Genomic DNA, 24,605 nt, shown 5'->3' with positions numbered 1-24,605 from the left:
ACGGATGAGTATGGAAATGCAGGTTGCGACGGCCGGCGGCAAAAGCTTTATGTCGGGCTATCTGGAGGCACTGTCGCTGGTCGAGCGTCTGCACCGGTTGCTGCTGGACGTGATCAAGGATGAGTTCGAGCGGGTCGGCGTGCTGGAGATCAACGCCGTGCAGGCGCTGTTGTTGTTCAACATCGGCGACAACGAGGTGACGGCGGGCGAGTTGAAGAGCCGCGGCTACTATCAGGGCAGCAACGTGAGCTATAACCTGAAGAAGCTGGTCGACATGGGCTATATGCATCATCAGCGCTGCGAGATCGACAGGCGCTCGGTGCGGGTGCGGCTGACCCAGAAGGGGCGCGACATCAGGGATGTGGTCACCGATCTGTTCCAGCGCCATGCCGAAGGGTTGCAGGGGCGCGGCGTGCTGGGGCCCGAAGGGGTGATGGAGATCACCAGCGCGTTGAAGCGGGTCGAACGCTATTGGACCGACCAGATCCGCTACATCTATTGAGCGGCTATACCGAAAGGGCGAGCAGGCCGGGGCAGGCGTGGCAGGTGCCGCCCCGGCAAGGGGCGTTTGTTGTACCAGGTGCCGCCGGGGACGGGGCGCAGTTGCGCGGGCTCAGGGCAGGGCGGACAGGACCAGCCCTTCGAGTTCGCGCAGCAGTTTGCGCTCCATCGCGCGCTGATAGTCGTCGTATCCCAGGGCAACCTCGACAAAGGCATCGGGTCCGGTCAGCACCCAGGCGCGGTAATAGGCGGACAATTCACCGATCTGCACCTGGCGGCGGTCGGTTGCGGTGGTGCTGTCGGCCCCGATCACCAGCCCGTTGATGGTGATCCCCCTGTGTGACAGGGTCGCGCGCATGTCGCGGGGGTGTGGACCCATGTTGTGTTTGCCATCGCCCGACAGATCGAGCGTGCGTTTCCAGCAGTCGGCCTGTTGCCCCAGCAAAGCCGCGCCATGCGCCATGGCGGGGCCGATGGCGGTGCCAGGCGGCGCGGGGGCGCGGCGGATTTGGGTGAGCTGGGCGGCGATCGCGGCGATATCCGCGGCGGTGTGGACCTCTCGCCAGGCGAGGATCAGGCGCTGATGCCCCGGCTCGCTCCATTCAAAGACCGCGAGCCGCAGCGGCGCCGAGGGCATGGCCAGGAGCCTTTGCTGCACCTCGGGCGCCAGGAGCGCCGCTGCCAGCCCGTCGAGTTGCAGGCGGTACTCGGTGGCGTCGACCGAGCCGGATACGTCCAGCCCAAGGACGAGGGCCTGCCGGCAGGCGGCTTGAAGCGGCGCGGCGCTCAGGTAGAGAAGGCAGGCGAACAGCCGGATCATGGCAGAACCGTGCCGATCACCAGGCCCGACAGCTCGCGTTCGAGCTTGGCGGCCATGGCGCGTTCGAAATCGGCAAACCCCTGGGCCACCTCGATAAAGGCGCCCGGACCGTGCCGCACATTGTCCAGGAACCAGGGAATGAGCTGGATCTCGGTCTCGTATTCCGCGCCATTGATCGGTAGGCCATTGACCGTAATTGCGTCGAAACCCGGCAGGGCATAGACATCTTGCGGACCCGGGCCTTCGTTGTTCTCGCCATCGCCCGAGATGTCGATGGTGCGAAACAGGCAGTCCGGGCCGCGCGCCATCAGCGCCGCGCCATAGAGCAGGGCCTGCCCCATGGCGGTAGGCGCCTCGGTGCCGTTGCGGGGGGCGCGGGCGAGCCGGTCTGCCACCCCGTCCAGATCGCCGGGGGCCCGGATCAGGACCCAGTCCAGCAACAGGTGCTGCTCTGTCGGGCCGCTCCATTCATAGACGGCCAGAGCCACGGGCAGGGGTACGGCAAAAAAGGCGCGGCGCACCTCGGGGGCGCGGAGCGCGGCGATCAGGCCGCCGCGCTGAAGCGCGTGTTCACGCGCATCGACCGAGCGCGAGACATCGAGCGCCAGCGCCAGGGCAAGCCGACACTCGGACGCCGCCGCCGCACCAGGAAACCACGGCAGGATCGCGACGCAGAGCGCCGCCCGCGCCGCCCCGGTCACCAGTGGCCGGTGCTTTCCATGCTGGCCCAAGGCTCTGCCGGTGCCAGCGCCTCGCCGTTCTGCAACAGCTCGATCGAGATGTTGTCGGGCGAGCGGACAAATGCCATGCGCCCGTCGCGCGGCGGCCGGTTGATGGTGACCCCGTTCTCTTGCAGCATGGCGCATGTCTCGTAGATGTTGTCGACACCATAGGCGAGGTGGCCGAAATGACGGCTGTCCGAAGGCAGCCCCTCGTCGCCATCCCAGTTGTACGTCAGTTCCAGCGGCGTCTCGTCCTGCCCCGGCGCGGCCAGGTAGACCAGCGTGAACCGGCCCTGCTCGCTCTCGTAACGGCGGATTTCGCGCAGGCCGAGCAGTTCGTAAAATGCCATGGATTTCTCAAGGTCCTTCACCCGGACCATGACATGGAGATATTTCAGCGCCATCGCGTGCGATCCTCAGATTGTTCCGGGTCGGAGCCTAGCGCAGTTAGCGGCGATGTCGAGGGCGCGATCAGAACTTGGACTCGATGCCGATCGATATCGAAGTTTCGCGAATGTCGAAACGAGAGATGTTGGAGTCCTTCCGTCCACTCCGCAGTCGGAGCACCGGCGCGAACCCGGCGACGTCGTATTGGTCGAAGATCAGGTTCAGGTCACCGTAAATGGAGTGCTCTTTCCGGCCATTCTGAACCGGTCCGAAGGCGTTCAACGACGGCAGGAACAGAATATATGTGGGGTAATCCGTCCGACCCACGGTGAGTCCTGCATTTATCCGCACCGGGCCCAGCGATTTTCCGAAGTCATAGTTGATACGGGCCGATCCAGCGCGAAACGTTCCGTTGGGCGATTTGGCATCAGTGTTGCGCCAGGCGAGGCTGAATGTGATCCGGTCGCCATTCTGCAAGAGTTGGGTATAGAGCGCGCTGAGCCCGAGGATATCGGCCTCTTGTGTCGGGTAACGCGCTGAAAACCGGGTCTCGACCAGCGCACCCAAAGTCAGCCGTCCCTTGCTGAGAGCAAGGCTATGCGATGCTTCGACCCGTGCGAGGTTGTAACTGCGTTCCCCGGCGGCCCAGCTTGTTCCCCAAACTGCCTGGACAAGAGCAATGCCGGACCCCGTCTTGAACCCGTGTTTCAGCCCGATCTCGCCATAGGTGGTGGCCAGATCCGAGTTGCTGAGCCCAGGGGCTGCGGCTTTTGCTTCGGAAGAGAGCGCAACGCGCTGTACATACAGTCGCCCCGCGGCCGAGGTTTCTGTCGTTTCCGAGCGATGGAACCGGTACGCGCTGGTCAGGTCAATGACGCCGATGGTTCCTGATAACGCCTGAGCGGAGGGGCTGAGCGCACCGATGACTGGTTCGCCATCGATGATCTGGCGGGCACTGTCGGCCCCGTTGTTCACGTTGTCGGAGGGTCGCAACTCGGTCCGAAGACGGAATGACCAGGGGTTGATCCGGCGCAGAACGCCATAGTCGCGGGCAATCAGTCGATCCGCCTTATCATCCGGCGAGTGCAACGCTGTCAGGCGCAACCAGTATTGCGCACGGGTCGGTTGACCCGCATCCAATGCGGTACGGGCGGCCATCTGCGCTGCACGAAATTTGTCGGCGTGGTCTTCGGAATACCGATAGGCCCGCGCAGCGGCGCGCCGGGCAGCATCGGGCTGCTGCAACTGTACGTAAGCGTTGGCCTGTAGATAGTGCAGCAGGGGGTTTTTAGGATCGGCTGCGAGCAATCCTTCTGACATCTGGAGGGCCAGCGTTGGCTTATCGTTCCGCAAGGCCCGGACGGTGATTTGCAAGGCCTCGTCGAGCGTAAGCCGCTGAACCGTTTCCGGCTCGGCGGCTGACACGAATTGTGTGGACAGGCAGGCGAAAAAAGCCGCCGCCACCGGTTTACGGGCGCGGTTGAGTACAAATCGGATCGGCATTCGCGCCACCGCAGACACCTAGGACGAACGTGCCGTATTCGATTTCGTTGTCGTATGCGTCGATGTGATCCTCGGCATGGATCGCGCCTGCAACGGCCGTCGCGCCCTGGCTGCTGAAGAGACCGGCATATTCTCCGACATCCCGGAGATCGGGGGTCATCACTGTGCCCTCAAAGCCGCCATTTGCGGTAATTTCGGTCGGACGTAGAGAAAGGTCCTGTATCTCTTGATCAAAGTCTATGATCCGGCGGTTGTAGATAATTCCGTCCACCTGGTTTTGGGTGTCGCCGAAACCTGCGTTGATCAGGATGTCTCCGGTAACTTCGGCGACCTGTCCGGGAAGAACCGAAGGGTCGGTGCCGGGCGTTACCGGCAGCAGGTCCTCGGCGCTGCCATTTCCGTTCACGACGCCAATGTAATTGCCAGCATAGGTGACCACGCCGCCGTTGGGGAGTGTGGTTGGCGCTACATAAATCCCGTCACGCCCGAATTGCGTACCCTGAATGACGGTATTGAACTGAACACCGCTGCCGATCACAGCGCCATATACGCCGTCGATTTCGCGCACGAAGGCGGTGAAGTGGCGGGTCAGTGAGCCATCCTGTGCGGCATAGGCATCGTAGCCAGGCCTATCCAGCGATGGCTTGCGGGCGTAAACATCGGTGAATTCCACATCGTCGAGACCCGTTCCCCGAACAACAAGAGTCTGGGCGTCCGGATCGTAGGCTATGCTGGTAATGCTTCCAGCGATTGGTTCCGGAACTATAGGGTTCGTCGGGTTTTCTCCGCCACCGCCATCACCCGGGTTCGTTCCAAAAACGGCATCCGATCCGCCACATGCGGACAACACAACGAACGTTGCCAGTGCAACGAAATAGGGTCTCATCACTGCCTGCCTCTGCTCTTTGTTAGAGAGATTTTTCAGCCATAGTCTGGCTTTGGTTGTGGAAAGTCAAATGGTTCGAGTGCAGGGCTTGGGTTTGCCCCCGGAGGGTGCCCAAAAAGCCATACCTTATGTCGCGGTTTCGGTGGCTATTAATGCAAGATATAGTATTGTGGCGACTCATCTAGTGAAAGGACCCCCGATGCCGCTAACGCCTGAGCAATTGGCCGAGATCGATGCCCAGCGGGCGCAGACAGCGACGACGCGGCGGGTGGTTTCGCCGGGCATGGAAGAGCACCTCTATACCGCGCACCCGGTGCTGGACCACGGTTTTGTTCGGGTGATCGACTATATGGGTGACGATGCGGCGATCTGTCAGGCGGCGCGAGTCAGCTATGGCAAGGGCACCAAATCGGTGCAGAACGACGAGGGGCTGATCCGCTATCTGATGCGGCATTGGCATTCGACCCCGTTCGAGATGTGCGAAATCAAGCTGCATGTGAAGCTGCCGGTGTTTGTCGCGCGGCAGTGGATCCGGCACCGGACCGCGAATGTGAACGAGTATTCGGCGCGCTATTCGATCCTGGACCGCGAGTTCTATATCCCAGCGCCCGAACATGTGGCGGCGCAATCGGCGGTCAACAATCAGGGGCGTGGCGACACGCTGGAAGGCGCCGAGGCGGCGCGGGTTCTGGAAATCCTCAAGGCCGACAGCGCCCGCTGCTATGACAATTACGAGGCGATGATCGGGCAGGAGGGCCAGCAGGGGCTGGCGCGCGAACTGGCGCGGATGAACCTGCCGGCGAATATCTATACCCAGTGGTACTGGAAGGTGGATCTGCACAACCTGTTTCATTTCCTGCGGCTGCGTGCCGACGCGCATGCCCAGTACGAGATCCGGGTCTATGCCGAAACCATGTGCCGGATCGTCGCCGACTGGGTGCCTTTCGCCTACAAGGCGTTCGAGGATTACCGGCTGGGCGCGGTTAACCTGTCGGCGCAGATGGTCGACAACCTGCGCCGGATGCTGGCGGGTGAAACGGTCACGCAGGAGAACTCGGGCCTGTCGGCGCGCGAATGGCGCGAGTTCCAGGACGTCATCGGCCGGTCGTGATAGCGGAGCGACCGGTTGACACGGTCCAGCCGGGTTTTAGGACATAACAACAGTCCGGCGGCCGCTGGCCGCCGAACCCCTGACGTGGTTCTGCCGTGGATTTACAACGGCTTGATGTCGGCGGCCATCTGACGGCCGTCGCGGCCGTCTTGCAACTCGAACGACACTTTCTGATTGTCGGCCAGACCGGTCAAACCGGACCGCTCGACAGCCGAAATGTGGACAAAAACATCCTTGCCGCCGCCGTCGGGGGCAATAAACCCATAACCTTTAGTTGCGTTAAACCATTTCACGGTGCCGGTAGGCATGTCCCGTGTCTCCTTCTGACATTCAAATCGTCCCCGAATATGCGGGGCCATGGGCGGGTGGCCGGTGGCGACCGGGCTCTTTCCCTTGTGCCGGGTCAGAGGGTGGTAAACACCGGATCCGGCCTCAAGATTGCACGGTGCCGCCAAAAATCAAGAAAAAGGGACTGTGCCCGGTTCATTTTGCACGATATTTGGGCGGAAAGGATGGAGGTTTTATGCTGATCTACGGGTTGAAGAACTGTGACACGTGCCGCAAGGCTCTGAAAGCATTGCCGAATGCGCGTCTGGTCGATGTTCGCGACGATGGGATCGGCAAGGAGGTTCTGGCACGCGCATGGGCGGAATTCGGCGCAGCTCTGCTCAACACCCGTTCGACCACATGGCGGGGGCTGGACGAGGCAGAGAGGGCGCGCGACCCGCTGGACCTTATCGCCGGACACCCGGCGTTGATGAAGCGGCCGCTGATCGAGGCCGGGGGGGAATTTTACCTGGGTTGGACCCCTGACACCCGGCGCGCCCTTGGCGTGGACTGAATGGGGGCCTATGTGAACCCGGAATCTGAATTGGAGGTCACCCAATGCGCAATGCGGCGCTTGTCCTTGGTATCATTGCCGGTTTGATCGGTATGCTCGTCGGCTTTGTCAGCTTTGGCTATGTCGAGGCGGTGGAGTATTTCGGCGAGATCGAGGGCGTGGCCGAGCAGGTCGGCAATACCGATCTGGTGCAGATGACTTCGGTCATTGCCCCGATGCTGGCGATTGCGGGCGGCGCGATGGCGCGAGCGCGGGCCTTGTGGGGCGGTGTGCTGCTGATGATCTCGGCGGCGGGCATGTACCATGCCTTTGGCTTCAACGTGTTCACGATGTTCCCCATCGCCTTTGCCGGGGTGGCCGGTGTTCTGGCGGTGGCAGCTGGCAAGCCGGACGAGGAAAAGGCGCATTTCTGAGCAGGGAAGGGCCCGCAATGCGCGGGCCGATCCTTGCGGGTCAGGCCATGGCGGCGCTTTGGGCGCGGTTGCGCAGCAGCGCGTCGACCGACAGGGCGCCCGCGCCCCGGATCACCAGGATACCAAGGGTGAACACCCAGAACAGGCGCTGGTCCATGATCACGCTGCCGGACTGGTTGTCGAACCAGGCGCCCAGCGTGGCCAGATCGGTGGCGCCGTGGCCGTAGACATCGGTCAGCGACTGCACCACCACAAAGCCGATCATGCCGAGGGCGGCCAGCCGGGTGAAGAGGCCGATCACGATCAGCAGCGGCAGGATGAATTCGGCATAGGTGCCCGCCATGACCACAGCCCAGTGGTACAGGCTCAGTTGCGAAACGTCATAGCCGACCGCCTCCAGCTGTTTGGGAAAGATCTGGCTGTAGGCGCCGATCGAGGGGCTGAACAGGCCAAGGATGCCATCGCCGAGCTTGGTCAGGCCCGAGTTCCAGTAATAGATCAGCAGCACAGCGGCAAAGGTGAACCGGGCCAGCAGCGGCAAGAGCCAGGTTCCGGCGGTTTCGACAAGGCCAAAGACCTTGTCATGGATCGAGACGAGTGGGTTCATGCTCTTGTCCTTCCTCTGTGAGTGAGGTGAGGGCGCCCCCCTGGAGGAGCAGGGCCAATGTGGCGCCCAGGTCGAAATCGGGTGTCGTTTCGGCGGCGGCTTCATAGGCCGCGCCGATGGTCGCACCGGCTTGCAGGGCTTCGATCCAGTCGCCGCCGCCGGGGGGCAGCGGCTGTGGGATCGGGTCGTATTCGGGCCGGGTGATCAACACATCCTGACCGCCCGGTTGCGGCTTCGGCGCGCCGTCCTCGGTATTGAACCGCCAGATCGCATGAATCGGCCAGGGCGACCGGATCAGCCGCATGGCCGGGGCGAAGTCCAGCCGCGCGGACATCAGCGCCTCGGGGTCGATGGACAGCGCCTTTGGGTCGAGCGGGGTGCTGTCGGCGGCATGGTAGGACTGGCGTATCGCCAGTTCGAGCCGCGCCACATCGGGCAGGTAGCCCAGGTGCGACAGCTGTTCCATCCCGGCGAGGAAGTCGGGAAACGCCTCGCCGTAGAACATCATCAGCGGCGTCGACGGCGGATGGCGCCGAAGGAAGAGTCCCGCGAGCCCGTCCATGTTCTGCGCGCCCAGCAGCTTGGCGATGACCGGAAAGGCCTGGTGCATCGCCTCGGTCAGCGACACAGCGACATTGTTGCGGTAGACGTTGAACCGGCGGCCTGCCGGATGCGCGTCGGCGTCGCACAGACCCTCCGGGATCGCTCGGCCCGGATCGAGCAGAGCGGCATGGAAATCATCCTGTGTCACGGTCATGCCGGTAAGCGCTCCAGCGCGGTTTGGGCGCGCGCGGCCTCGGCCCGCAGAACGTGCCAGTCGGGCACGTCGGTGTCCCACTCGATCAGGATCGGTTTCGGGCCTGACCGGTCGAGCACGAAATCGAGCAGGGACCAGACCGGGTCCACCACCTCGCGCCCGTGGCTGTCGATCAAGAGCGGGCGACCGTGGTCGTCATGATCCTCGTCATGGCCGCCCAGGTGAATTTCGCCCACTTTTTCCAGCGGATAGGCGTCGATATAGCCCTGCGGTGAAAAATCGAGATTGGTGGCCGAGACAAAGACGTTGTTGACGTCGAGGAGCAATCCGCAGCCGGTGCGCCGGGAGATTTCCCGCAGGAAATCGGGCTCGGACCAGGTGCTTTCGGCAAAGGCGAGGTAGGAGGAGGGGTTTTCCAGCAGCATCCGGCGGCCAACCACGTCCTGCACCTGGTCGATGTGATCGCAGACGCGGGTCAGCGTGGCATCGGTATAGGGCAGCGGCAGCAGGTCATTGAGAAAATGGCTTTCATGGGTGGACCAGGCCAGATGTTCCGAGAAACTGGCCGGGTTCAGCCAGCTTACGAGGTGTTTCAGCCGGGCCAGGTGATCAGGGTCGAGCGGACCCGCGCCACCGATGGACAGGCCGACACCATGCAACGAGACCGGGAACCGCTCGGACAGGTGGCGCAGCTGCGCCAGCGGGCGGCCGCCGTCGCCCATGTAGTTCTCGGCATGGATTTCCAGCCAGCCGACCGGACCGGGCGCATCGAGGATCTCGGCGAAATGCTGTGGCTTGTAGCCGACGCCGGGTACGGACGGCAGGTCGTTTGGGGCGCGGGAAGCATCCAGCATGACATCGTCCTTTCGGCAATCCCGGCGGGGTAGGAAAAGTGGCGGGCCGGTGGGCGGCCCGCCCCCTGAAGGTGTCGGGCCTTATGCGGGCAGGTCGCGGGCCAGCGCTTCGAGCGAGCCTTTGCGTGCCGAGCCATCGGCCTGTGCGGGCAGTTCGATCGTCGCGCAGGTGCCAGCGTCGACCAGCGTCCAGGCATTGCCCTGGTAATCCACGGTCGAAGTGCCGGCGCAGGTGGTGCCGGGGCCTGCGGCGCAGTCGTTCTTGCCGGCCAGCGATACGCCATAGCACTTTTCCTTGGCTTGGGCGCTGGCAGTGGTGACAGTGGCTGCGGAAAGCGCGGCAGCTACGGCGCCCGCGATGGCCAGGGTCTTGGTGGTGTTCGACATCTCGTTCATCCCTTCATGATCGTGTGATGTTTTCGTCTTGGACAAGTCAAAGGTAGTGTCGTCGGTGCTCGGTTTGAATTCACGACCCCGTGTCTCACATTCCTGTCAGAATTCTTGGGCAAGTCACGCCGTAAACAAAGGGATTCTTTTGACAAACCCCCGAAATGTTACAGGCCAGCCCCCGGTGAGGAGGCTGGCCTGCACGTCATTTGTGAGAATTGTTACAGCAGGTCGGGCGGTGTCGCGGCGCGCGCCAGCTCTTTTGTAACATCTGCAAGCGGCTGCACGCGGGTTTCCTTTTCGCCCAGGCGACGGACGCTGACGGTGCGTTCCTCGACTTCGCGCTGACCGACGGCAAGGATCACCGGCACCTTGCCCACCGAATGCTCGCGGACCTTGTAGTTGATCTTTTCATTCCGGGTGTCGGCCTCGGCCCGGACGCCTGCGGCGCGCAGTTCGGCCACCACCTGATTCACATAGTCATCCGCCTCCGAGGTGATCGAGGCGACCACCACCTGGCGCGGGGCCAGCCAGAAGGGCAGCTTGCCCGCGTGTTCCTCGATCAGGATGCCGATGAACCGCTCGAACGAGCCCAGCGTCGCGCGGTGCAACATGACCGGGCGATGCTTGGCCCCGTCGGCGCCGATATAGGTGGCGTCCAGCCGCTCGGGCAGCACGAAGTCAACCTGATGGGTGCCGCATTGCCAGTCGCGGCCGATGGCATCGGTCAGGACAAACTCCAGCTTGGGCCCGTAGAAGGCACCTTCGCCCGGGTTCAGTTCCGGCTCGATCCCGGCAGCGCGGGTGGCGGAGAGAAGGGCTGCTTCTGCTTTGTCCCAGACCTCGTCGGAGCCGGCTCGGGTGTCGGGTCGGTCGGAGAATTTAACCGAGAATTTCTCGAATCCCAGATCCTTGTAGATCATCGACAGGAAGTTGATGAATTCCGCGGTTTCGGATTCAATCTGATCCTCGGCGCAGAAGATATGGCCGTCATCCTGGGTAAAGCCGCGCACCCGCATGATGCCATGCAACGCTCCCGAGGGTTCATAACGGTTGCAGGAGCCGAATTCGGCCATGCGCAGCGGTAAGTCGCGATAGGATTTGAGGCCCTGGTTGAAGATCTGCACGTGGCAGGGGCAGTTCATCGGCTTGAGCGCGTTGACCGCCTTTTCGCGGGCGTGTTCCTCGTCGACTTCGACGATGAACATGTTCTCCTGGTACTTCTCCCAATGGCCCGACGCCACCCACAGCTTGCGGTCAACCACCTGTGGCGTATTCACCTCGACATAGCCGCCGCGGCGCTGCTGGCGGCGCATATAGTCCTGCAGCGTTGTGTAGACGGTCCAACCGTTGGGGTGCCAGAACACCTGGCCGGGGGCCTCTTCCTGCATGTGGAACAGGTCCATCTCGCGGCCCAGTTTGCGGTGGTCGCGCTTGGCGGCCTCTTCCAGCATGTGCAGGTGGGCTTTGAGCTTTTCCTTGCCGGTGAAGGCGACGCCATAGATGCGTTGCAGCATCGGGCGATTGCTGTCACCACGCCAATACGCACCGGCGATGGACATCAGCTTGAACGCGTCGCCGGGGACCTGGCCGGTGTGTTGCAGGTGCGGGCCGCGGCAAAGGTCCTGCCAGTGGCCGTGCCAGTACATACGGATCGGCTCGGTGCCGGGAATGGCCTCGATCAGCTCGACCTTGTAGGGTTCGTTATTGGCCTTGTAGAATTCGATCGCGCGCGTGCGTTCCCAGACCTCGGTGGTCACGGGTTCGCGCTTGTTGATGATCTCCTTCATCTTTTTCTCGATCAGGCCGAGATCTTCAGGCGTGAAGGGTTCGGCACGGTCGAAGTCGTAATACCAGCCGTTCTCGATGACGGGGCCGATGGTGACCTTGGTGGCAGGCCAGATCTCCTGTACGGCGCGGGCCATGATATGGGCCAGGTCGTGGCGGACCAGTTCGTTGGCCTGTGCCTCGTCGGCCATGGTGTGAATGGCGATCTGCGCGTCACCCGCGATCGGCCATTGCAGGTCCCAGTGCTTGCCTTCGACGGTGGCAGAGATGGCCTTTTTTGCCAGCGAGGTGGAGATGTCGGCGGCGACCTGCGCGGGCGTTACACCTGCGTCATAGGATCGTGCATTGCCATCGGGAAAAGTGAGAGAAATCTGGGCCATATCTGGCGGCTCCTCGTCGGTTTGGCGCCCACTGAACGCCCGGTTGCGGGTTATGGTGTCCGCCCGATTTGGCAGGGGCCGCAGACGAAGTCAAGGCAGCAGACCTTCCGGGAAAGTTTGTGCCCAAAGTTTCGCGAAACTTTGGGCCGGCCGCGCGGTCAGCGCGCGGCAAAGATGGCATAGGCCATCATCAGGGTGCAGACCCAGCCGGCGCTGAACAGGATCGGCCGCAGCGGCATGCGGGCATAGCCCGAGATCATGCCTGCCGCATGCACCACCCGGATCCAGAAGAAGGCAATCGCGGTCCAGTAGGTCAGCGTCGAGAACCCGTTCATCAGCGCCAGGATCAGCACCAGCACCGCAAAGGGCGTCGCCTGTTCCAAGAGGTTCAGATGTGCCCGGTGGGCGCGCTGAACCCAGGGGCGCAAATTTGAAATCTGCGCCGGCCGGGCAAAGGCCTCTTCATGCGAGGGATCGGTGGCGATGCCGACGACATAGGGAATCCAGAGCGAGGCGGCGAGGATCATCAAGCAGGTGAGAATGCCCAGTTCGGTGGGAAAGCTTTCCTTCACGCGGCCCCTTTCAGCGCGGTTCCGGTTTCCAGATAACTCTTGAGCGAGGCGGCCAGGCGTGCCCAGCCTTCGCCGATGCCCTCTTGCCCGGCGGCAAGGTTGTAGTGTTCGATGGTCAGCTTGCAGATCTCGCCCTGCGGTTCGATCAGATAGACCATTTCCGAGGCCGCGGCACCCGGTCCCATGAAAAGCGGCTCGAAACTCATCTCGATGCGTGATTTCGGGTCGAGCCGCCGGGTCACCTGTCGCAGCATGGCGCCCCCGGCGGGCGTGATGAATTCGACAGTCTCGCCGGGCGAGACCTTGCCCTGCACCTCGTTGCAGAGGAAGTGATAGGCCGCCATCTGTTCGGTCTCGGTCAGCGCGGCCCAAAGCGCATCCTGTGTGCAGCGGATGAATGTCTGCATCATGAAATCGGGCTTTCCCATTCTGTTCTCCGTTTCCAATTTGTCTTTCAAGGCTGCTAGCCCCTGTGCCTGCGGTTGCAGGAAGGGCGCCACCCAGCGGTTGATCATGTCCTGCAAGGGCAGGGGGTTGAGGTAATGGTATTTGAACCGCCCCTCGCGTCGGGTGAGGACCAGATGCGCCTCCTCCAGCAACTTGAGGTGTTTCATGACCCCGAACCGGGTCATGTCGAACTTGCTTTCCAGCTCGCTCAGGCTTTGCCCGTCCTTCTGGCGCAACTGGTCCAGAATGGCGCGGCGGGCGGGGTCGTTGAGAGCTTTGAAGAGCGTGTCCATGGATCGACTATATGTGATTCTATAGTCACGTGACAATATGGTAACTTAATGATCCTTGCACCTGCCCGCAAAGCGTTGGAGGCTTGGGAAAAACGACCAGCAAAGGAAAAGCCAGGTGAGCGATACTCTGACAACCGACCGGGGGCGCAGCCTCGCCTATCAACTCACCCCGGGCGACGGTCCCTGCATCGTGTTCCTGGGCGGGCTGAAATCGGACATGGAAGGCACCAAGGCCGTGCATCTGGAGGCCTGGGCGCGGGCGCGAGGGCATGCGTTTCTGCGGTTCGATTACTCGGGACATGGCGAAAGCTCAGGCATATTCGACGAGGGCGCGATCGGCGATTGGCATCAGGACACGCTGGCCGCGGTCGATAGCCTGACCGAGGGACCGTTGATCGTGGTCGGCTCGTCGATGGGCGGCTGGCAGGCGCTGCTTTTGGCGCGGGCGCGGGCGGACCGCATTGCGGGCATGGTCACCATCGCCGCCGCGCCGGATTTCACCGAAGATGGCTGGTGGGCCGGGTTCGACGCGGGTCAAAGGGCGCAATTGGCGGCCGAGGGCCGGGTGGAACTGCCCTCGGACTATATGGAACCCTATATCGTTACCCGCCGCATGATCGAGGACGGGCGTAATCATCTGGTGCTGCGCGCGCCGCTGCACCTGCCGTTCCCGGTGCGCTTTCTGCAAGGCACCGCCGATACGGCGGTGTCGGTCGATACGGCGATGCGGCTCTTGCAGCAGGCGACGGGGCCTGACATGCGGCTGTTGCTGGTCAAGGACGCCGATCACCGGTTCTCGGACGAGACCTGTCTGAAGATCATCGAGGACGCGGTGATCGACGTTCGGGGTTGTGGCTGATGCGGCGGCTCGGGAAGTTTCTGGGGCGTGCCCTTGCGGTGCTTGCGCTGGCGGGGGGGCTGGCCTGGTGGTTTGGGCCTTATGAGGAGGTGGACCTAGTCGCGGAATTCGATCCGCGCAAATTCGGCGAGGGTGTGCAGGTCTATTTCGAGAGCATCGAGTCGGGCTTTTCCGATATGGTGCCTGGAGTAGAAAAGCGGGTGATCTGGGCGCCGGGCGGGTACGAGCGGCGGACGCCCTATGCGTTGGTCTACCTGCACGGATTCTCGGCTACCTCCGAGGAAATCCGCCCGGTGCCCGACCGCATCGCCCAGGCGCTGGGCGCCAATCTGGTCTATACCCGGTTGCAGGGACATGGGCGCGGCAGCGCGGCAATGACCGAAGGCACGGCATCAGGCTGGATGCGGGACGCGGCCGAGGCGCTGGCGGCGGGCCGGGCGGTTGGCGAAAAGGTGATTGTCCTGTCCACCTCGACCGGCGGCACGCTGGCGGCGGCGGTGGCGCTTGACCCCGGCATGTCGACCGATGTGGCTGCGATGATCCTTGTCTCGCCCAATTTCGGAGTGAACGATCCGCTGGCCTTTGTTCCGACCCTGCCGGGCGCGCGCTATTGGTTGCCCTCGGTCATGGGCGGCGAGCGGGATGCCAGCAGCCCCGATCCGGAGAAAAACACCTATTGGACCACCCGTTACAGCTGGTCGGCGCTGGTGCCGATGGCGGCCTTGGTCAAGACGGTGATGGCGCTTGATTTCGGGCAGGCCCGGGTGCCGGCCCTGTTCTGGCTTTCGCCTGACGACAAGGTGGTGCGCCCCGATCTGACGGGCGAGGTCGCCAAGCGCTGGGGCGGACCGGCCGAGATGCGCACCGTAACCATGGGGCCGGGCGACGATCCGTCCTCGCATGTGATCGCGGGCGATATCATGTCGCCGGGGCAGACCGATATCGCGGTCGCGGGCATGCTCGCCTGGCTGCGGGAACAGGGAATAGAGTGATGGACCAGCGGGTGAGCCTGATCACCATCGGCGCCGAGGATATCGAGGCGGCGGCATCCTTTTACGAGGCGCTGGGATGGCGCCGGGTCGAGACGTCGGACGGGGTGATCGCCTTTGACCTGATCGGGCAGGTGCTGGGCCTTTACCCGCTGGACGCGTTGGCCAAAGATATCGGCCTGCCAGTGGCGTCGCTGGGGCAGGGGGCAATGACGCTGAGCCACAATTGCCGCGACCGGGAAACGGTCGATGCGCTGCTCGACCGGGCGCAAGCGGCGGGGGCCGAAATCCTGAAACCTGCCTCAGATGTGTTCTGGGGCGGCTATCACGGCTATTTCCGCGCCCCAGACGGCAGCATCTGGGAGATCGCCCATAACCCGTTTTCGGCGCTGGGACCGAATGGAGAGTTTCGCTGGAACGGGTACGGCTGATGCGCCGCCCGGGCAGCATGTGGAGCCTGGAGACCCTGGGTCGTGTGCGCCTGTCACGGCATTTCTTCATGCGCGATTTCCTTTACTCCGAGATCGGCAGTTTTCACGAGAAACAGAACATTCCCGACGATCCCGATCTGGCGATCGAGACCGGGCGGGCCTTTTGCGAAACGCTGATGGATCCGCTGGAGGAGACCTTTGGCCGTATCGCGGTGCGCTCGGGCTATCGCTCGGCGGCGCTCAACCGGTTCGGAAATGAAAACCGGCTGAATTGCGCCCGCAACGATCATCCGCTGGAATGCCACATCTGGGACCGGGGGCGGGGAGAGGCGCGGATTGCCGGAGCATCGGTGGTCATCCCCTGGTTCGCGGACCGCTACGCGCAGGGGCGCGACTGGCGCGATCTAGCCTGGTGGCTGCACGATCACCTGGATTATTCCGAGATCTGGTTTTTTCCCAAGCTCTGCGCCTTCAACCTGGTGTGGCGGCCCGTGCCGCTGCGCCGGATCGACAGCTATATCGCGCCGCGCGGGCGGCTGGTGGTGGCGGGAGAAGAGCCGCCGGTGCCTGTGTACGACCGTCAGGCGGCCTATGCCGACTTCCCGCCCTTCCGTGGCATCAGGTATCCCTGAGAGGGCTTGTCCGGTCGCCCGAAAATGCCCATTCTGCAGCCAGTTGAGGTGAGTGGCGGAAAGGACGACAATGACCGAACCCCTGGTTTTGTTGCCGGGCATGGCCTGTGATGTGCGGCTTTTCGATCATCAGATCCGCCATTTGTCGGCTGACCGGGCCGTCACCTTCTGCCCGATCACCCAGTCTGAACGCATCGAGGAGATCGCCAAGGCGATCCTGCCGCAGCTTCCGGCCCGGTTCGCGCTGGCGGGGCTCAGCATGGGCGGGATCGTGGCGATGGAACTGATGCGGCGGGCGCCCGAGCGGGTCACGCGGCTGTGCCTGATGTCCACCGACGCGACAACTGATACGCCGCAGGTCGCCGCCGCACGCGAGCCGCTGATGATCAGCGCACGGGTGGGTAAGCTGGACCAGGCCCTGGCCCAGATGATGCGGCCCGAGACACTGGCGCCGGGGCCGGGGCGGATGGCGCTGCTGGATCTGGTGCGCGACATGGGGCTGGGGCTGGGCCCAGATGTCTTTGTACGGCAAATGAAGGCGCTGCAACGGCGCCCCGATCAGCAGGGCACCCTGCGCAAGATCAAGGTGCCGACCCTCATCCTGTGCGGCGCGCATGACCGCATGACCTCGGTCCGGCGGCACAGCTTCCTGGCGGATCTGATCAGCGGGGCGGAACTCAGCGTGATCGAGGATGCGGGTCACCTGCCGACGCTGGAGACACCCGAGACGGTGACAGAGCATCTGCGCGGCTGGCTGGCGGTCTGACCGTCAGGGGTAGAGCGCCCGGCGTTCGTCCTTGGTCAGGATATGGGGTTCCGCCACCGGATCGCCGGTGGTCGGATCAAAGAACGGGGTTTCCCGCCAGCGGCCCGACAGCCGCGCCGAGAGCATTCGGGACAACAACCCGTAAACCGCCGGTATGGCGTTGATGTGCTTGGTGCCGCCGCCGGGCTGCGGCACGAAACCTTGCGTGCGCACCGGCCCCAATGCGGCCGTATCGGTCAGTCGCCGCGTGTTGAATCCGGCAAAGGGGGTCTTGGCCGATTTCAGGGTGGTTGCGATCGGGGTGTTGCAGCACTTGGCGTACCAGCGGAACAAGCCTTTGGGCGACAGGCGCATCAGCGCAAGATGCTCGCGCCCCTTTTCGATAACGATTCCATCAGGGCTGAGCTGGAAAATATCCACCGGGCCGGGCGCCGGATCGGGCTGATCAAAGTAAAGCTCACCGGCCCGGCAATCCGCGCAATAGCAGACCACATGGGTCCCGGATTGCACCGCTGCCGGAGTCAGGTGGCCGGACAGCGCCCCGCAGGCGCAGGCGAAAGCCAGCGGTTGTGCGGGGCGCTTTGGCATTGTCAGGCCGCCGAATTCGTGTTGGCGACCTTGATCTTGTTATCTTTGCGGGCGTTGTTGTTCATGAACTCGATCACCAGCGGGCGGATGTTGTCGCGCCAGCTGCGGCCGGCAAAGATACCGTAATGACCGGCCTCGGGCTCAAGATGGCTGGCCTTCTTGCTGTCCGGCAGGCTGGTACACAGGTCGAGCGCGGCGATACACTGGCCCGGGGCCGAGATATCGTCATTCGCGCCCTCGACGGTCATTACCGCAACATTGGTGATTTTCGAGATATCCACCTTGTGGCCGTCGACCACGAACTGGTTCCTGGCAATTTCGCGTTTCTTGAAGACCCGCTCGACCGTCGACAGGTAGAATTCCGCCGTCATGTCCATGACCGCCAGATATTCATCGTAGAATCTGTTGTGCGCGTCGTGGTCGGATGCCTCGTCGCGCATCACGCGATAGATCTGGTCCGTGAACGCCTTGGAATGACGGTCGCTGTTCATCGACATGAAGGAGGCCAGTTGCAGCAGGCCGGGATAGACCATCCGGCCAACGCCCTGGTATTTGAACCCGACGCGCTGGATCATCGACTGTTCCAACTGGCCCATGGTGACGCGGCGGCCGAAATCCGTGACCTCGGTCGGGGTCGCGTCGGGGTCGACGGGGCCGCCGATCAGGGTCAGTGTGCTGGGCTGCGCCTTGGGGTCCAGTTCCGCCAGATAGGCGGTCGCGGCCAGGGTCAGGGGTGCCGGCTGGCAAACCGCCACCACATGGGTGTCGGGGCCAAGTTCGCGCATGAAATCAACAAGGTAGAGCGTGTAATCCTCGACGTCAAACTTGCCTGCGGACACCGGAATGTCGCGGGCATTGTGCCAGTCGGTGATATAGACCTCGCAATTGACCAGTAGGCTCTTCACGGTCGAACGCAAGAGCGTTGCATAGTGTCCCGACATCGGGGCCACGATCAGCACCTTGCGCGGCTGGGTCTCGCGGCCGGCGACGTTGAAGTGGACGAGATCGCCGAAATCCCGCTCGACCACGGTGGTGATCTCGACCAGGTGATCCTTGCCGTCCTCACAAGTAAAGGTGCGGATCCCCCAGTCGGGTTTCACGACCATGCGTTGGAAGGTGCGCTCGGTCACCTCGCCCCAGGCGGCCATCCAGTTGAACATGGGGTTGGGAACCATCGAGAAGGCGGGATAGGATGCCATCGCGCTGGCAGTCGCCCCAAGCCACTGGTTGGTGTTCCGAACGGTTTCCATCAAATCGTAGGTCATCATGTAGCGCATGAAATGGGCCTCCTAAGCCACACCCATAGAGTTTGGACCATTCGTCGCTTTGCCCCCCGACACCCACGACGGTATTCTGCATAGCAGCGACGTTAAGGGGGATTCCTTAAAATGACAACAAGTGACGGGAATACGCCGGAATTGACCGGCGAACACTTTGAACAGCTCAAGGAAAATATGGCCAAAGTCGAACAGCTGTCCAAACGGCTAGTCGAACTCATGGCCGGGAAGAAGCCGCATACGCCCGCGCTGGATTCCCCGAATCAAGAGCTTTTTGCAAAGGCAGCAACGGCCTATTGGACCGAAGCCTGGCAGAACCCCGCCAAGCTGCTGGAGCAGCAGCTGGAATTCTGGGGCAAGTCGGTGATGAATTTCGCCGAAGCGCAACAGGCCCTGCTGACCGGCGAGGTCGAAGAAGGGGAAGGGGCGCCGAAGGATCGTCGCTTTGCCAACCCGCTTTGGGAAACCAACCCCTATTTCCGCTTCGTCAAGCAGCAGTACCAGACCAACGCCGCCGCGCTGGCGCAGGCGGTCGCCTCGGTCGAGGATCTGCCGGACAAGGACCGCAAGCGGCTCAAGTATTTCTCGCAGCAGATCATCGACCTGATGGCGCCGACCAATTTCCTGGGTACCAACCCCGATGCGCTGGAACGGGCGGTGGAAACCGAGGGGCGGTCGCTGCTGCAAGGGTTGGAGAACCTGATCCGGGATCTCGAGGCCAATGGCGGCGAACTGGTGGTCAAGCTGGCGGACGAGAGCGCCTTTGAGGTTGGCGGCAATATTGCCACCACGCCGGGCGATGTCGTGTATCGCAACCGGATGATGGAGCTGATCCAGTACAAGCCGGTCACCGAGACTGTCTATGAAACGCCGATCGTGCTGTTCCCGCCCTGGATCAACAAGTTCTACATCCTTGATCTGAAGGCGCAGAACAGTTTCATCAAATGGGTGACCGAGCAGGGTTACACCATCTTTGTGGTCAGCTGGATCAACCCGGATGCCAGCTATGCCGATGTGGGGATGGAGGATTACGTTCAGGACGGTTTCCTGACCGCTATCGACGAGGTCAAGAAGATCTGCAAGGTCAAGCAGGTCAATGCGGTGGGCTATTGCATCGCGGGCACCACGCTGAGCCTGACGCTGTCGCTGATGAAGCAGACCGGCGACAAGTCGGTGAAATCGGCGACCTTCTTCACCGCGCTCACCGATTTTTCGGACCAGGGCGAGTTCACCCCCTTCCTTCAGGACGATTTCATCGACGGGATCGAAGACCAGGTCGACAAGGACGGCGTGCTGCGGTCCTGGATCATGGCGCGCACTTTCTCTTATCTGCGGTCAAACGACCTGGTCTATTCCCCGGCGATCCGCAGCTATATGTTGGGAGAGACGCCGCCGGCGTTCGACCTGCTGTACTGGAACGGCGACGGCGCGAACCTGCCCGGCAAGATGGCCAAGCAATATCTGCGTGGCCTGTGCCAGCGCAACCAGTTCGCCGGAGAAGGGTTCGACCTAATGGGCCACACGCTGCATGTGCGCGATGTGGACGTGCCGCTGATGGCGATCACCTGCGAGACAGACCACATCGCGGCCTGGAAGGATTGCTATCGCGGCGTGCAGCAGATGGGATCGAAGTCCAAGACTTTTGTGGTGTCGGAATCCGGTCATATCGCCGGGATCGTGAACCCGCCGTCCAAGAAGAAATACGGCCACTACACCAACCCCGACCTGAAGCTGGATGCCGATGCGTGGATGGCAGAGGCCGATTTCAACGAAGGCTCCTGGTGGCCGATGTGGGATGCCTGGATGCAAAAGCGCTCGGGCAAGCAGGTTCCCGCCCGGGACACCGGTGATTCGGATCACCCCCGCCTGTGCCCGGCGCCCGGCACCTATGTGGTTGCCAAGGCAAGTCGTTGATTTCTTGGGCTTAGGTGAAAAAATTCTGCGGTGCAGCAAAAAAAACTTGAAATGCTGCATCGCAGAAAGCATATTCCTCTCAAGCCGAAGGAAACGGGGTGGGCCCGGACCCGGCAAAGAGGATTGAGACAATGGCAAAGACCCAAGATTTTTCCGCCGTCATGAAAGACATGATGGGTGCATTCCCGGTTGACACCAAGGCAATGGAAGACGCGTTCAAGTCGACCGCAGCCCTGAACGAGAAACTGTCGGGCGTCGCTCTGGAAGCCGCCGAGAAATCGGCTGAGATCTCCAGCAAGTGGACCAAGGAAACCCTGGCCAAGCTGAGCGACATGTCGAAAGCAAAGGCAGAGCCGGCAGACTATGCCAAGGCGATGACCGATTTCGCCAGCGCGTCGGCTGAAGTTGCCGCCGAGAACATGGCCGCCTTCGCCGAAGTTGCGAAGAAAGTGCAGATGGACACCGTCGAGCTGCTGATGGCCGCTGGCAAGGACATCACCGAAGATGCGACCGCAGCCGTGAAAAAGGCCACCAACGACGTGACCGCCGCTGCAAAGAAAGCCGCAGCTGCAAAGTAAGCGAAAGCGCGGGGGCGCACCCTCTCTCCTCCCCCCTTTGGTGTGAACCCGCTGGGCAGGTCGAAAGACCTGCCCTTTCTCTTTTCTTTTGTGCTGCGCTCGCATAGGCTTTGCCGCAGCGCGATAAAAATGGGGAGGGTTCGCCTTGGGCGATGGAGACAAGCCGCTGCTGATCAAGCGTTATGCCAGCCGGCGCCTTTATAACACCGAGACCAGCGATTACGTGACGCTGGAAGATATCGCCGGGTTCATCCGCGCCGGGCGTGAGGTGCAGATCATCGACCTGAAATCCGGCGACGACCTGACGCGGCAATACCTGCTTCAGATCATTGCCGAGCATGAGAGCCGCGGTGAAAACGTGCTGCCGGTGAACGTGCTCAACGACCTCGTGCGCAGCTACATGTTGCCGGGAGGCGGTATGATGCCCCAGTTCCTGCAAAGCTCGTTCGACATGCTGCGCGACAGCCAGTCCAAGCTGATGGAGAACATGAACGCGATGAACCCGATGGCCCAGATACCCGGGTTCGAGGCGCTCAAGGCCCAGCAGGAGGCATTCATTCGCGCCATGACCGGCGGGCTTGGCGGCAATTGGAGCGGCCCCGGGCGCAAGCAGGATGAAGCCGGTACGTCGGACTCGGGCGAGGATCTGGACGATATCAAGAAACAACTGGCCGAGTTGCAGCGCAAGCTTTCCAAGCTGAGTTGATCTTTGGACGGCTTTGGCTGCTGGCTTTGCTGGCCCTGCTGCCGATCGGTGCAGGGCAGGCGCAGGGTGTTCTGACACCCGACTATGACGGAATATGCGGATTGGGTCGCCAATCCGATACCGGATGTTCGGACATCCGGGCGCGCCGGATCGTGGACGCGGCGCAGCCCCCCTGGCGCGCCATCGGCCGCGTGAACTTCGCCGGTCCCGAGGCCCGGTTTCATTGCACCGGTGTTCTGATTGCCGAGCGGTTGGTGCTGACGGCAGCCCATTGTCTGTACCATCAGGCGCGCAAACGCTGGATTCCTCCGGGGGCGGTGCAATTCGTGGCGGGATACCAGCGGGGCGAGGCAACGGCGAGTTCGCCCGTGCGCCGTTATCGGCTCGATCCGAAACAGGGTGTCGGCGGCGAGTTTCACGCCGATCCAGTGCTCGATTGGGCGGTGCTGGAACTGGTTCAGCCCTTGGGCCGGTCGGTCGGGATGCTGCCAGTTACCCTGCCTGGAAAATCCGGTTTCGTTGCGGGATACAGCGGATTGCGCCCGCAAGTGCTGAGCGTGACAGATGGTTGCTCTGTACCCTCGAAGGCAGGTGGGTTGCTGCGCGGGATCTGCCCGGTGATGCAGGGCGATTCCGGTGCGCCGCTGCTGACCGGCTCGGCCGAGCGGCCCAGCGTGGCGGCGATCGTGTCCCGTATCGCGCCAACGGCCGAAGGCGTTTCGGTTCTTTTCCTGCCAGTGGCGATGTTCGACCTGAACCAAGAGTGAAGGCCGCAAGTCCGCGTGAACATCGCTCTCGTAGCGCGGTGCTTATTCCGGCAAACCGGCCCGGCGCAGCCCCTCCAGCCAGCGCTCCCAATCATCCTCGTGCCGGACCGGAACAATCGCGCGGACGCGTGTCACGGTCAGACCGGGCATTTTGTCCAGCAGCCTGCCGACCGAGGCGTGCGCCTCTTCTTGTCTTCCCAGCATTGCCAGTGCAGCAGCTTCCTGCCGCATCAGCGAGGCATATCCCGGTGTTTCCCGCAGGCCTGCCTGCGCATTGTTCAGGCAGGTTTCGTAATCCGCGGCGACATAGGCACCGATGCCGAAACCACCCCGCCAGAAAGGTTTCAAAGGATCCCGCGGGCTGAGCGCCGCGGCCCGTTCATAGGCCGCCTTTGCCTCGGGGTACTGGCCGGAGACACCGTAGAGCGCGGCGCAGTTCCCGTATCCGACCGCCAGGTTGGGGTTGAGCCGGATCGCACGCATCAGATGGGTTTCACCTTCTTCGAAATCGCGGGCAAAGTTGCAGGCCATGCCCAGAATGGCATGGGCATTGGCGTTGTTGTCGTCCTGTTCGACCGCTTTTTCCGCCGACGCCTTGGCCGATTGGATCGCAGCCCCCGTGTCGGTGCGCCAGACATGCAGCATGGCCATCAGATCGCAGAGCGCGATCCCGGCATGCGCTTCGCTCATGTTGGGGTCGCTGGCGACGATCTGGCTCAGCAGGGCGCGCGCCTCTTCGTTGTCGGGCTGCAAGAACTTACCCAGATGCCAGCGCGCGCGCAGGACCTTGTCCCAGGATGACAGGCTTTCGGGCCGGCTGCGGGCGCGTTTGAACTCGGCGTTCATGGTCTCGGGCGCCACCGCCTCGACAATGGCCTGGGTGATCTCGTCCTGAACCGCAAAGATGTCGTCGATCGAGCGGTCGTAGCGGTCCGCCCAGAGATGGGCACCGGTCTCGCCGTCGATCAACTGCCCCGTGACACGAATCTTGTTACCAGCCTTGCGGACGCTGCCTTCGAGCAGATAACGCACGCCGAGATCCCGGCAGACCTGATCGACGCGAACGGCCTTGCCCTTGTAGGTGAAGGTCGTGTTGCGGGCGATGACCTTGAATTCGCGGAAATGCGACAGGGCGGTGATGATGTCCTCGGCGATCCCGTCCGAGAAATACTCCTGCTCGGGGTCGGCGGACATGTTGTCAAAGGCCAGAACCGCAATGCCTGGCCGGTCGAACCCCGGTTCGGCCAGGGCTGCTTCGGGCTCCATGTCCGGCAACCAGCGCAACACCCGGACAGGTTTTTCGATGTTCTTGAGCTGCTGCAATCCGGTATCGGCAAAACGCGGGTCCAGTCGGCTGCCCAGGCTGTCGGCAACCGGGCCAGAAACGCAGATACCGCCGGGTTCGGCCAGCGCCTCGAGCCGCGCGGCGATGTTCACACCGTCGCCGTAAAGATCGGATCCTTGAAGAATCACGTCGCCCAGATTGATCCCGATCCGCAGTTTCAGCGTTGGATCTGAGGCCAGCCTTTCCTGTACCGCGATGGCGCAGGACACCGCATTGGCGACGCTGGAAAACTCGACCAGCGCGCCGTCGCCCATCAATTTGACGACCCGGCCGCCGGTACGCGCGACTTCCGGGTCGAACACGGTCTTGCGCATGTTGATCAAGCGGGCCAGCGTGCCGACCTCGTCCCGGCCCATCATCGCGGAAAACCCGACGACATCGGCAGCAAGAATAGCGGTCAGGCGTCGGGTCATCGGGGTCTGCTCTGTTGGAACGGGCAAGCCCATTCCAACAAAACGGCGGCGATTTTCCTAGGAAAATCTAT

At 62.6% G+C, this 24,605-nt stretch carries 29 protein-coding genes; 13 read left to right on the top strand and 16 right to left on the bottom strand.

Translation table 11 applies throughout. From position 1 onward, the window contains the following. The first annotated feature begins 4 nt into the window (after positions 1–4). Positions 5–502 (top strand): MarR family winged helix-turn-helix transcriptional regulator, encoded by a 498-nt coding sequence (locus tag OEZ49_RS08740; RefSeq protein ID WP_370462863.1) that lies wholly within the window; start codon positions 5–7, stop codon positions 500–502. Between the two features lie 111 nt (positions 503–613). On the opposite strand, the gene OEZ49_RS08735 is transcribed toward OEZ49_RS08740, so the two are convergent. The 5 genes from OEZ49_RS08735 to OEZ49_RS08715 all read right to left on the bottom strand — a co-directional run bounded on the left by OEZ49_RS08735 (position 614) and on the right by OEZ49_RS08715 (position 4,819). Continuing rightward, positions 614–1,321: a DUF1194 domain-containing protein gene (locus tag OEZ49_RS08735; protein ID WP_263387950.1), complete on the bottom strand. Its 708-nt coding sequence runs from the start codon at positions 1,319–1,321 to the stop codon at positions 614–616. Continuing rightward, entirely contained in the window at positions 1,318–2,052 is a 735-nt protein-coding gene (locus tag OEZ49_RS08730; RefSeq protein WP_397545654.1) for a DUF1194 domain-containing protein, read from the bottom strand. Before OEZ49_RS08730 ends, OEZ49_RS08735 begins: the two co-directional genes overlap by 4 nt. Continuing rightward, on the bottom strand, positions 2,019–2,447 hold the full coding sequence (locus OEZ49_RS08725) for a VOC family protein (protein WP_164132448.1): 429 nt from the start codon (positions 2,445–2,447) through the stop codon (positions 2,019–2,021). The genes OEZ49_RS08730 and OEZ49_RS08725 overlap by 34 nt, the downstream gene beginning before the upstream one ends. A 67-nt stretch (positions 2,448–2,514) precedes the next feature. Continuing rightward, entirely contained in the window at positions 2,515–3,933 is a 1,419-nt protein-coding gene (locus tag OEZ49_RS08720) for a porin family protein (RefSeq protein ID WP_263387949.1), read from the bottom strand. Further along, a complete protein-coding gene (locus OEZ49_RS08715; RefSeq protein WP_263387948.1) occupies positions 3,899–4,819 on the bottom strand; it encodes a thymidylate synthase in 921 nt (306 codons plus the stop codon). Before OEZ49_RS08715 ends, OEZ49_RS08720 begins: the two co-directional genes overlap by 35 nt. Before the next feature lie 199 nt (positions 4,820–5,018). Here OEZ49_RS08715 and thyX point away from each other — a divergent pair, with 199 nt between their 5' ends. Next, the gene (gene thyX, locus OEZ49_RS08710; RefSeq protein WP_263387947.1) at positions 5,019–5,930 is read left to right on the top strand and encodes an FAD-dependent thymidylate synthase; all 912 of its coding nucleotides are present in this window, start codon (positions 5,019–5,021) and stop codon (positions 5,928–5,930) included. Between the two features lie 101 nt (positions 5,931–6,031). Here thyX and OEZ49_RS08705 read toward each other — a convergent pair whose 3' ends face one another. After that, entirely contained in the window at positions 6,032–6,238 is a 207-nt protein-coding gene (locus OEZ49_RS08705; protein ID WP_164132444.1) for a cold-shock protein, read from the bottom strand. Positions 6,239–6,453: 215 nt separating this feature from the next. Here OEZ49_RS08705 and OEZ49_RS08700 point away from each other — a divergent pair, with 215 nt between their 5' ends. Then, complete coding sequence (locus OEZ49_RS08700) at positions 6,454–6,771, top strand: arsenate reductase family protein (protein WP_164132443.1); 318 nt, start codon at positions 6,454–6,456, stop codon at positions 6,769–6,771. Between the two features lie 44 nt (positions 6,772–6,815). Further along, positions 6,816–7,184 carry a hypothetical protein gene (locus OEZ49_RS08695; protein WP_263387946.1) on the top strand — a complete coding sequence of 123 codons (369 nt, stop codon included), beginning with the start codon at positions 6,816–6,818 and terminating at the stop codon, positions 7,182–7,184. Between the two features lie 40 nt (positions 7,185–7,224). On the opposite strand, the gene OEZ49_RS08690 is transcribed toward OEZ49_RS08695, so the two are convergent. The 7 genes from OEZ49_RS08690 to OEZ49_RS08660 all read right to left on the bottom strand — a co-directional run bounded on the left by OEZ49_RS08690 (position 7,225) and on the right by OEZ49_RS08660 (position 13,269). Then, complete coding sequence (locus tag OEZ49_RS08690; protein ID WP_263387945.1) at positions 7,225–7,791, bottom strand: DoxX family protein; 567 nt, start codon at positions 7,789–7,791, stop codon at positions 7,225–7,227. Continuing rightward, entirely contained in the window at positions 7,766–8,548 is a 783-nt protein-coding gene (locus OEZ49_RS08685) for an HvfC/BufC N-terminal domain-containing protein (protein WP_164132440.1), read from the bottom strand. Before OEZ49_RS08685 ends, OEZ49_RS08690 begins: the two co-directional genes overlap by 26 nt. Beyond that, on the bottom strand, positions 8,545–9,402 hold the full coding sequence (gene bufB / locus OEZ49_RS08680; protein ID WP_263387944.1) for an MNIO family bufferin maturase: 858 nt from the start codon (positions 9,400–9,402) through the stop codon (positions 8,545–8,547). The genes OEZ49_RS08685 and bufB overlap by 4 nt, the downstream gene beginning before the upstream one ends. A gap of 81 nt (positions 9,403–9,483) precedes the next feature. Then, the gene (locus tag OEZ49_RS08675) at positions 9,484–9,789 is read right to left on the bottom strand and encodes a BufA1 family periplasmic bufferin-type metallophore (protein ID WP_263387943.1); all 306 of its coding nucleotides are present in this window, start codon (positions 9,787–9,789) and stop codon (positions 9,484–9,486) included. Positions 9,790–10,010: 221 nt separating this feature from the next. Continuing rightward, positions 10,011–11,957: a threonine--tRNA ligase gene (gene thrS, locus OEZ49_RS08670; protein WP_263387942.1), complete on the bottom strand. Its 1,947-nt coding sequence runs from the start codon at positions 11,955–11,957 to the stop codon at positions 10,011–10,013. Between the two features lie 158 nt (positions 11,958–12,115). After that, the gene (locus OEZ49_RS08665; protein ID WP_263387941.1) at positions 12,116–12,529 is read right to left on the bottom strand and encodes an MAPEG family protein; all 414 of its coding nucleotides are present in this window, start codon (positions 12,527–12,529) and stop codon (positions 12,116–12,118) included. Next, positions 12,526–13,269 carry an ArsR/SmtB family transcription factor gene (locus tag OEZ49_RS08660; RefSeq protein ID WP_263387940.1) on the bottom strand — a complete coding sequence of 248 codons (744 nt, stop codon included), beginning with the start codon at positions 13,267–13,269 and terminating at the stop codon, positions 12,526–12,528. Before OEZ49_RS08660 ends, OEZ49_RS08665 begins: the two co-directional genes overlap by 4 nt. A gap of 115 nt (positions 13,270–13,384) precedes the next feature. Here OEZ49_RS08660 and OEZ49_RS08655 point away from each other — a divergent pair, with 115 nt between their 5' ends. The 5 genes from OEZ49_RS08655 (at position 13,385) to OEZ49_RS08635 (ending at position 16,946) form a co-directional block, all read left to right on the top strand. Then, positions 13,385–14,128, top strand: a complete 744-nt coding sequence (locus tag OEZ49_RS08655; protein WP_263387939.1) for an alpha/beta hydrolase — start codon at positions 13,385–13,387, stop codon at positions 14,126–14,128. Continuing rightward, on the top strand, positions 14,128–15,120 hold the full coding sequence (locus OEZ49_RS08650) for an alpha/beta hydrolase (RefSeq protein WP_263387938.1): 993 nt from the start codon (positions 14,128–14,130) through the stop codon (positions 15,118–15,120). Before OEZ49_RS08655 ends, OEZ49_RS08650 begins: the two co-directional genes overlap by 1 nt. Then, positions 15,120–15,548 carry a VOC family protein gene (locus OEZ49_RS08645; RefSeq protein ID WP_263387937.1) on the top strand — a complete coding sequence of 143 codons (429 nt, stop codon included), beginning with the start codon at positions 15,120–15,122 and terminating at the stop codon, positions 15,546–15,548. Before OEZ49_RS08650 ends, OEZ49_RS08645 begins: the two co-directional genes overlap by 1 nt. Before the next feature lie 17 nt (positions 15,549–15,565). Continuing rightward, positions 15,566–16,180, top strand: a complete 615-nt coding sequence (locus OEZ49_RS08640) for a hypothetical protein (protein WP_263388025.1) — start codon at positions 15,566–15,568, stop codon at positions 16,178–16,180. A 70-nt stretch (positions 16,181–16,250) separates the two neighbouring features. Then, positions 16,251–16,946 carry an alpha/beta fold hydrolase gene (locus OEZ49_RS08635; protein ID WP_263387936.1) on the top strand — a complete coding sequence of 232 codons (696 nt, stop codon included), beginning with the start codon at positions 16,251–16,253 and terminating at the stop codon, positions 16,944–16,946. A gap of 3 nt (positions 16,947–16,949) precedes the next feature. Here the strand turns inward: OEZ49_RS08635 and OEZ49_RS08630 are convergent, their stop codons facing one another. Together OEZ49_RS08630 and phaZ are read right to left on the bottom strand one after the other, a co-directional pair. Beyond that, a complete protein-coding gene (locus OEZ49_RS08630; RefSeq protein ID WP_263387935.1) occupies positions 16,950–17,534 on the bottom strand; it encodes a DUF6151 family protein in 585 nt (194 codons plus the stop codon). 2 nt (positions 17,535–17,536) lie between these two features. Beyond that, a complete protein-coding gene (gene phaZ, locus OEZ49_RS08625) occupies positions 17,537–18,811 on the bottom strand; it encodes a polyhydroxyalkanoate depolymerase (RefSeq protein WP_263387934.1) in 1,275 nt (424 codons plus the stop codon). A gap of 111 nt (positions 18,812–18,922) precedes the next feature. Between phaZ and OEZ49_RS08620 the strand changes: the two genes are divergently transcribed. The 4 genes from OEZ49_RS08620 to OEZ49_RS08605 all read left to right on the top strand — a co-directional run bounded on the left by OEZ49_RS08620 (position 18,923) and on the right by OEZ49_RS08605 (position 22,776). Then, positions 18,923–20,725 carry a PHA/PHB synthase family protein gene (locus OEZ49_RS08620; RefSeq protein ID WP_263387933.1) on the top strand — a complete coding sequence of 601 codons (1,803 nt, stop codon included), beginning with the start codon at positions 18,923–18,925 and terminating at the stop codon, positions 20,723–20,725. Between the two features lie 131 nt (positions 20,726–20,856). Further along, positions 20,857–21,303, top strand: a complete 447-nt coding sequence (locus OEZ49_RS08615; RefSeq protein WP_164132427.1) for a phasin, PhaP — start codon at positions 20,857–20,859, stop codon at positions 21,301–21,303. 145 nt (positions 21,304–21,448) lie between these two features. After that, on the top strand, positions 21,449–22,009 hold the full coding sequence (phaR, locus tag OEZ49_RS08610; RefSeq protein ID WP_263387932.1) for a polyhydroxyalkanoate synthesis repressor PhaR: 561 nt from the start codon (positions 21,449–21,451) through the stop codon (positions 22,007–22,009). Further along, a complete protein-coding gene (locus OEZ49_RS08605; protein WP_263387931.1) occupies positions 22,006–22,776 on the top strand; it encodes a trypsin-like serine peptidase in 771 nt (256 codons plus the stop codon). The genes phaR and OEZ49_RS08605 overlap by 4 nt, the downstream gene beginning before the upstream one ends. A gap of 42 nt (positions 22,777–22,818) precedes the next feature. On the opposite strand, the gene OEZ49_RS08600 is transcribed toward OEZ49_RS08605, so the two are convergent. Next, the gene (locus OEZ49_RS08600; RefSeq protein WP_263387930.1) at positions 22,819–24,534 is read right to left on the bottom strand and encodes an adenylate/guanylate cyclase domain-containing protein; all 1,716 of its coding nucleotides are present in this window, start codon (positions 24,532–24,534) and stop codon (positions 22,819–22,821) included. Positions 24,535–24,605: the final 71 nt, after the last annotated feature.

Source organism: Ruegeria marisflavi, from assembly GCF_025673445.1.
GTDB classification, from domain to species: domain Bacteria; phylum Pseudomonadota; class Alphaproteobacteria; order Rhodobacterales; family Rhodobacteraceae; genus Ruegeria_B; species Ruegeria_B marisflavi.
This window is presented reverse-complemented; position numbering and strand designations above follow the sequence as displayed.

Bases quoted from the DNA above. Each gene is read 5' to 3' on its own strand.
- OEZ49_RS08675 (WP_263387943.1), bottom strand. From the start codon at position 9,789: ATGTCGAACACCACCAAGACCCTGGCCATCGCGGGCGCCGTAGCTGCC.
- OEZ49_RS08660 (WP_263387940.1), bottom strand. From the start codon at position 13,269: ATGGACACGCTCTTCAAAGCTCTCAACGACCCCGCCCGCCGCGCCATT.
- OEZ49_RS08640 (WP_263388025.1), top strand. From the start codon at position 15,566: ATGTGGAGCCTGGAGACCCTGGGTCGTGTGCGCCTGTCACGGCATTTC.
- OEZ49_RS08620 (WP_263387933.1), top strand. From the start codon at position 18,923: ATGACAACAAGTGACGGGAATACGCCGGAATTGACCGGCGAACACTTT.
- OEZ49_RS08650 (WP_263387938.1), top strand. From the start codon at position 14,128: ATGCGGCGGCTCGGGAAGTTTCTGGGGCGTGCCCTTGCGGTGCTTGCG.
- OEZ49_RS08685 (WP_164132440.1), bottom strand. From the start codon at position 8,548: ATGACCGTGACACAGGATGATTTCCATGCCGCTCTGCTCGATCCGGGC.
- thrS (WP_263387942.1), bottom strand. From the start codon at position 11,957: ATGGCCCAGATTTCTCTCACTTTTCCCGATGGCAATGCACGATCCTAT.
- OEZ49_RS08600 (WP_263387930.1), bottom strand. From the start codon at position 24,534: ATGACCCGACGCCTGACCGCTATTCTTGCTGCCGATGTCGTCGGGTTT.
- OEZ49_RS08740 (WP_370462863.1), top strand. From the start codon at position 5: ATGAGTATGGAAATGCAGGTTGCGACGGCCGGCGGCAAAAGCTTTATG.
- OEZ49_RS08695 (WP_263387946.1), top strand. From the start codon at position 6,816: ATGCGCAATGCGGCGCTTGTCCTTGGTATCATTGCCGGTTTGATCGGT.
- OEZ49_RS08700 (WP_164132443.1), top strand. From the start codon at position 6,454: ATGCTGATCTACGGGTTGAAGAACTGTGACACGTGCCGCAAGGCTCTG.
- OEZ49_RS08615 (WP_164132427.1), top strand. From the start codon at position 20,857: ATGGCAAAGACCCAAGATTTTTCCGCCGTCATGAAAGACATGATGGGT.
- OEZ49_RS08735 (WP_263387950.1), bottom strand. From the start codon at position 1,321: ATGATCCGGCTGTTCGCCTGCCTTCTCTACCTGAGCGCCGCGCCGCTT.
- OEZ49_RS08720 (WP_263387949.1), bottom strand. From the start codon at position 3,933: ATGCCGATCCGATTTGTACTCAACCGCGCCCGTAAACCGGTGGCGGCG.
- thyX (WP_263387947.1), top strand. From the start codon at position 5,019: ATGCCGCTAACGCCTGAGCAATTGGCCGAGATCGATGCCCAGCGGGCG.
- OEZ49_RS08630 (WP_263387935.1), bottom strand. From the start codon at position 17,534: ATGCCAAAGCGCCCCGCACAACCGCTGGCTTTCGCCTGCGCCTGCGGG.
- OEZ49_RS08690 (WP_263387945.1), bottom strand. From the start codon at position 7,791: ATGAACCCACTCGTCTCGATCCATGACAAGGTCTTTGGCCTTGTCGAA.
- OEZ49_RS08715 (WP_263387948.1), bottom strand. From the start codon at position 4,819: ATGAGACCCTATTTCGTTGCACTGGCAACGTTCGTTGTGTTGTCCGCA.
- OEZ49_RS08645 (WP_263387937.1), top strand. From the start codon at position 15,120: ATGGACCAGCGGGTGAGCCTGATCACCATCGGCGCCGAGGATATCGAG.
- phaZ (WP_263387934.1), bottom strand. From the start codon at position 18,811: ATGCGCTACATGATGACCTACGATTTGATGGAAACCGTTCGGAACACC.
- OEZ49_RS08705 (WP_164132444.1), bottom strand. From the start codon at position 6,238: ATGCCTACCGGCACCGTGAAATGGTTTAACGCAACTAAAGGTTATGGG.
- OEZ49_RS08725 (WP_164132448.1), bottom strand. From the start codon at position 2,447: ATGGCGCTGAAATATCTCCATGTCATGGTCCGGGTGAAGGACCTTGAG.
- bufB (WP_263387944.1), bottom strand. From the start codon at position 9,402: ATGCTGGATGCTTCCCGCGCCCCAAACGACCTGCCGTCCGTACCCGGC.
- OEZ49_RS08635 (WP_263387936.1), top strand. From the start codon at position 16,251: ATGACCGAACCCCTGGTTTTGTTGCCGGGCATGGCCTGTGATGTGCGG.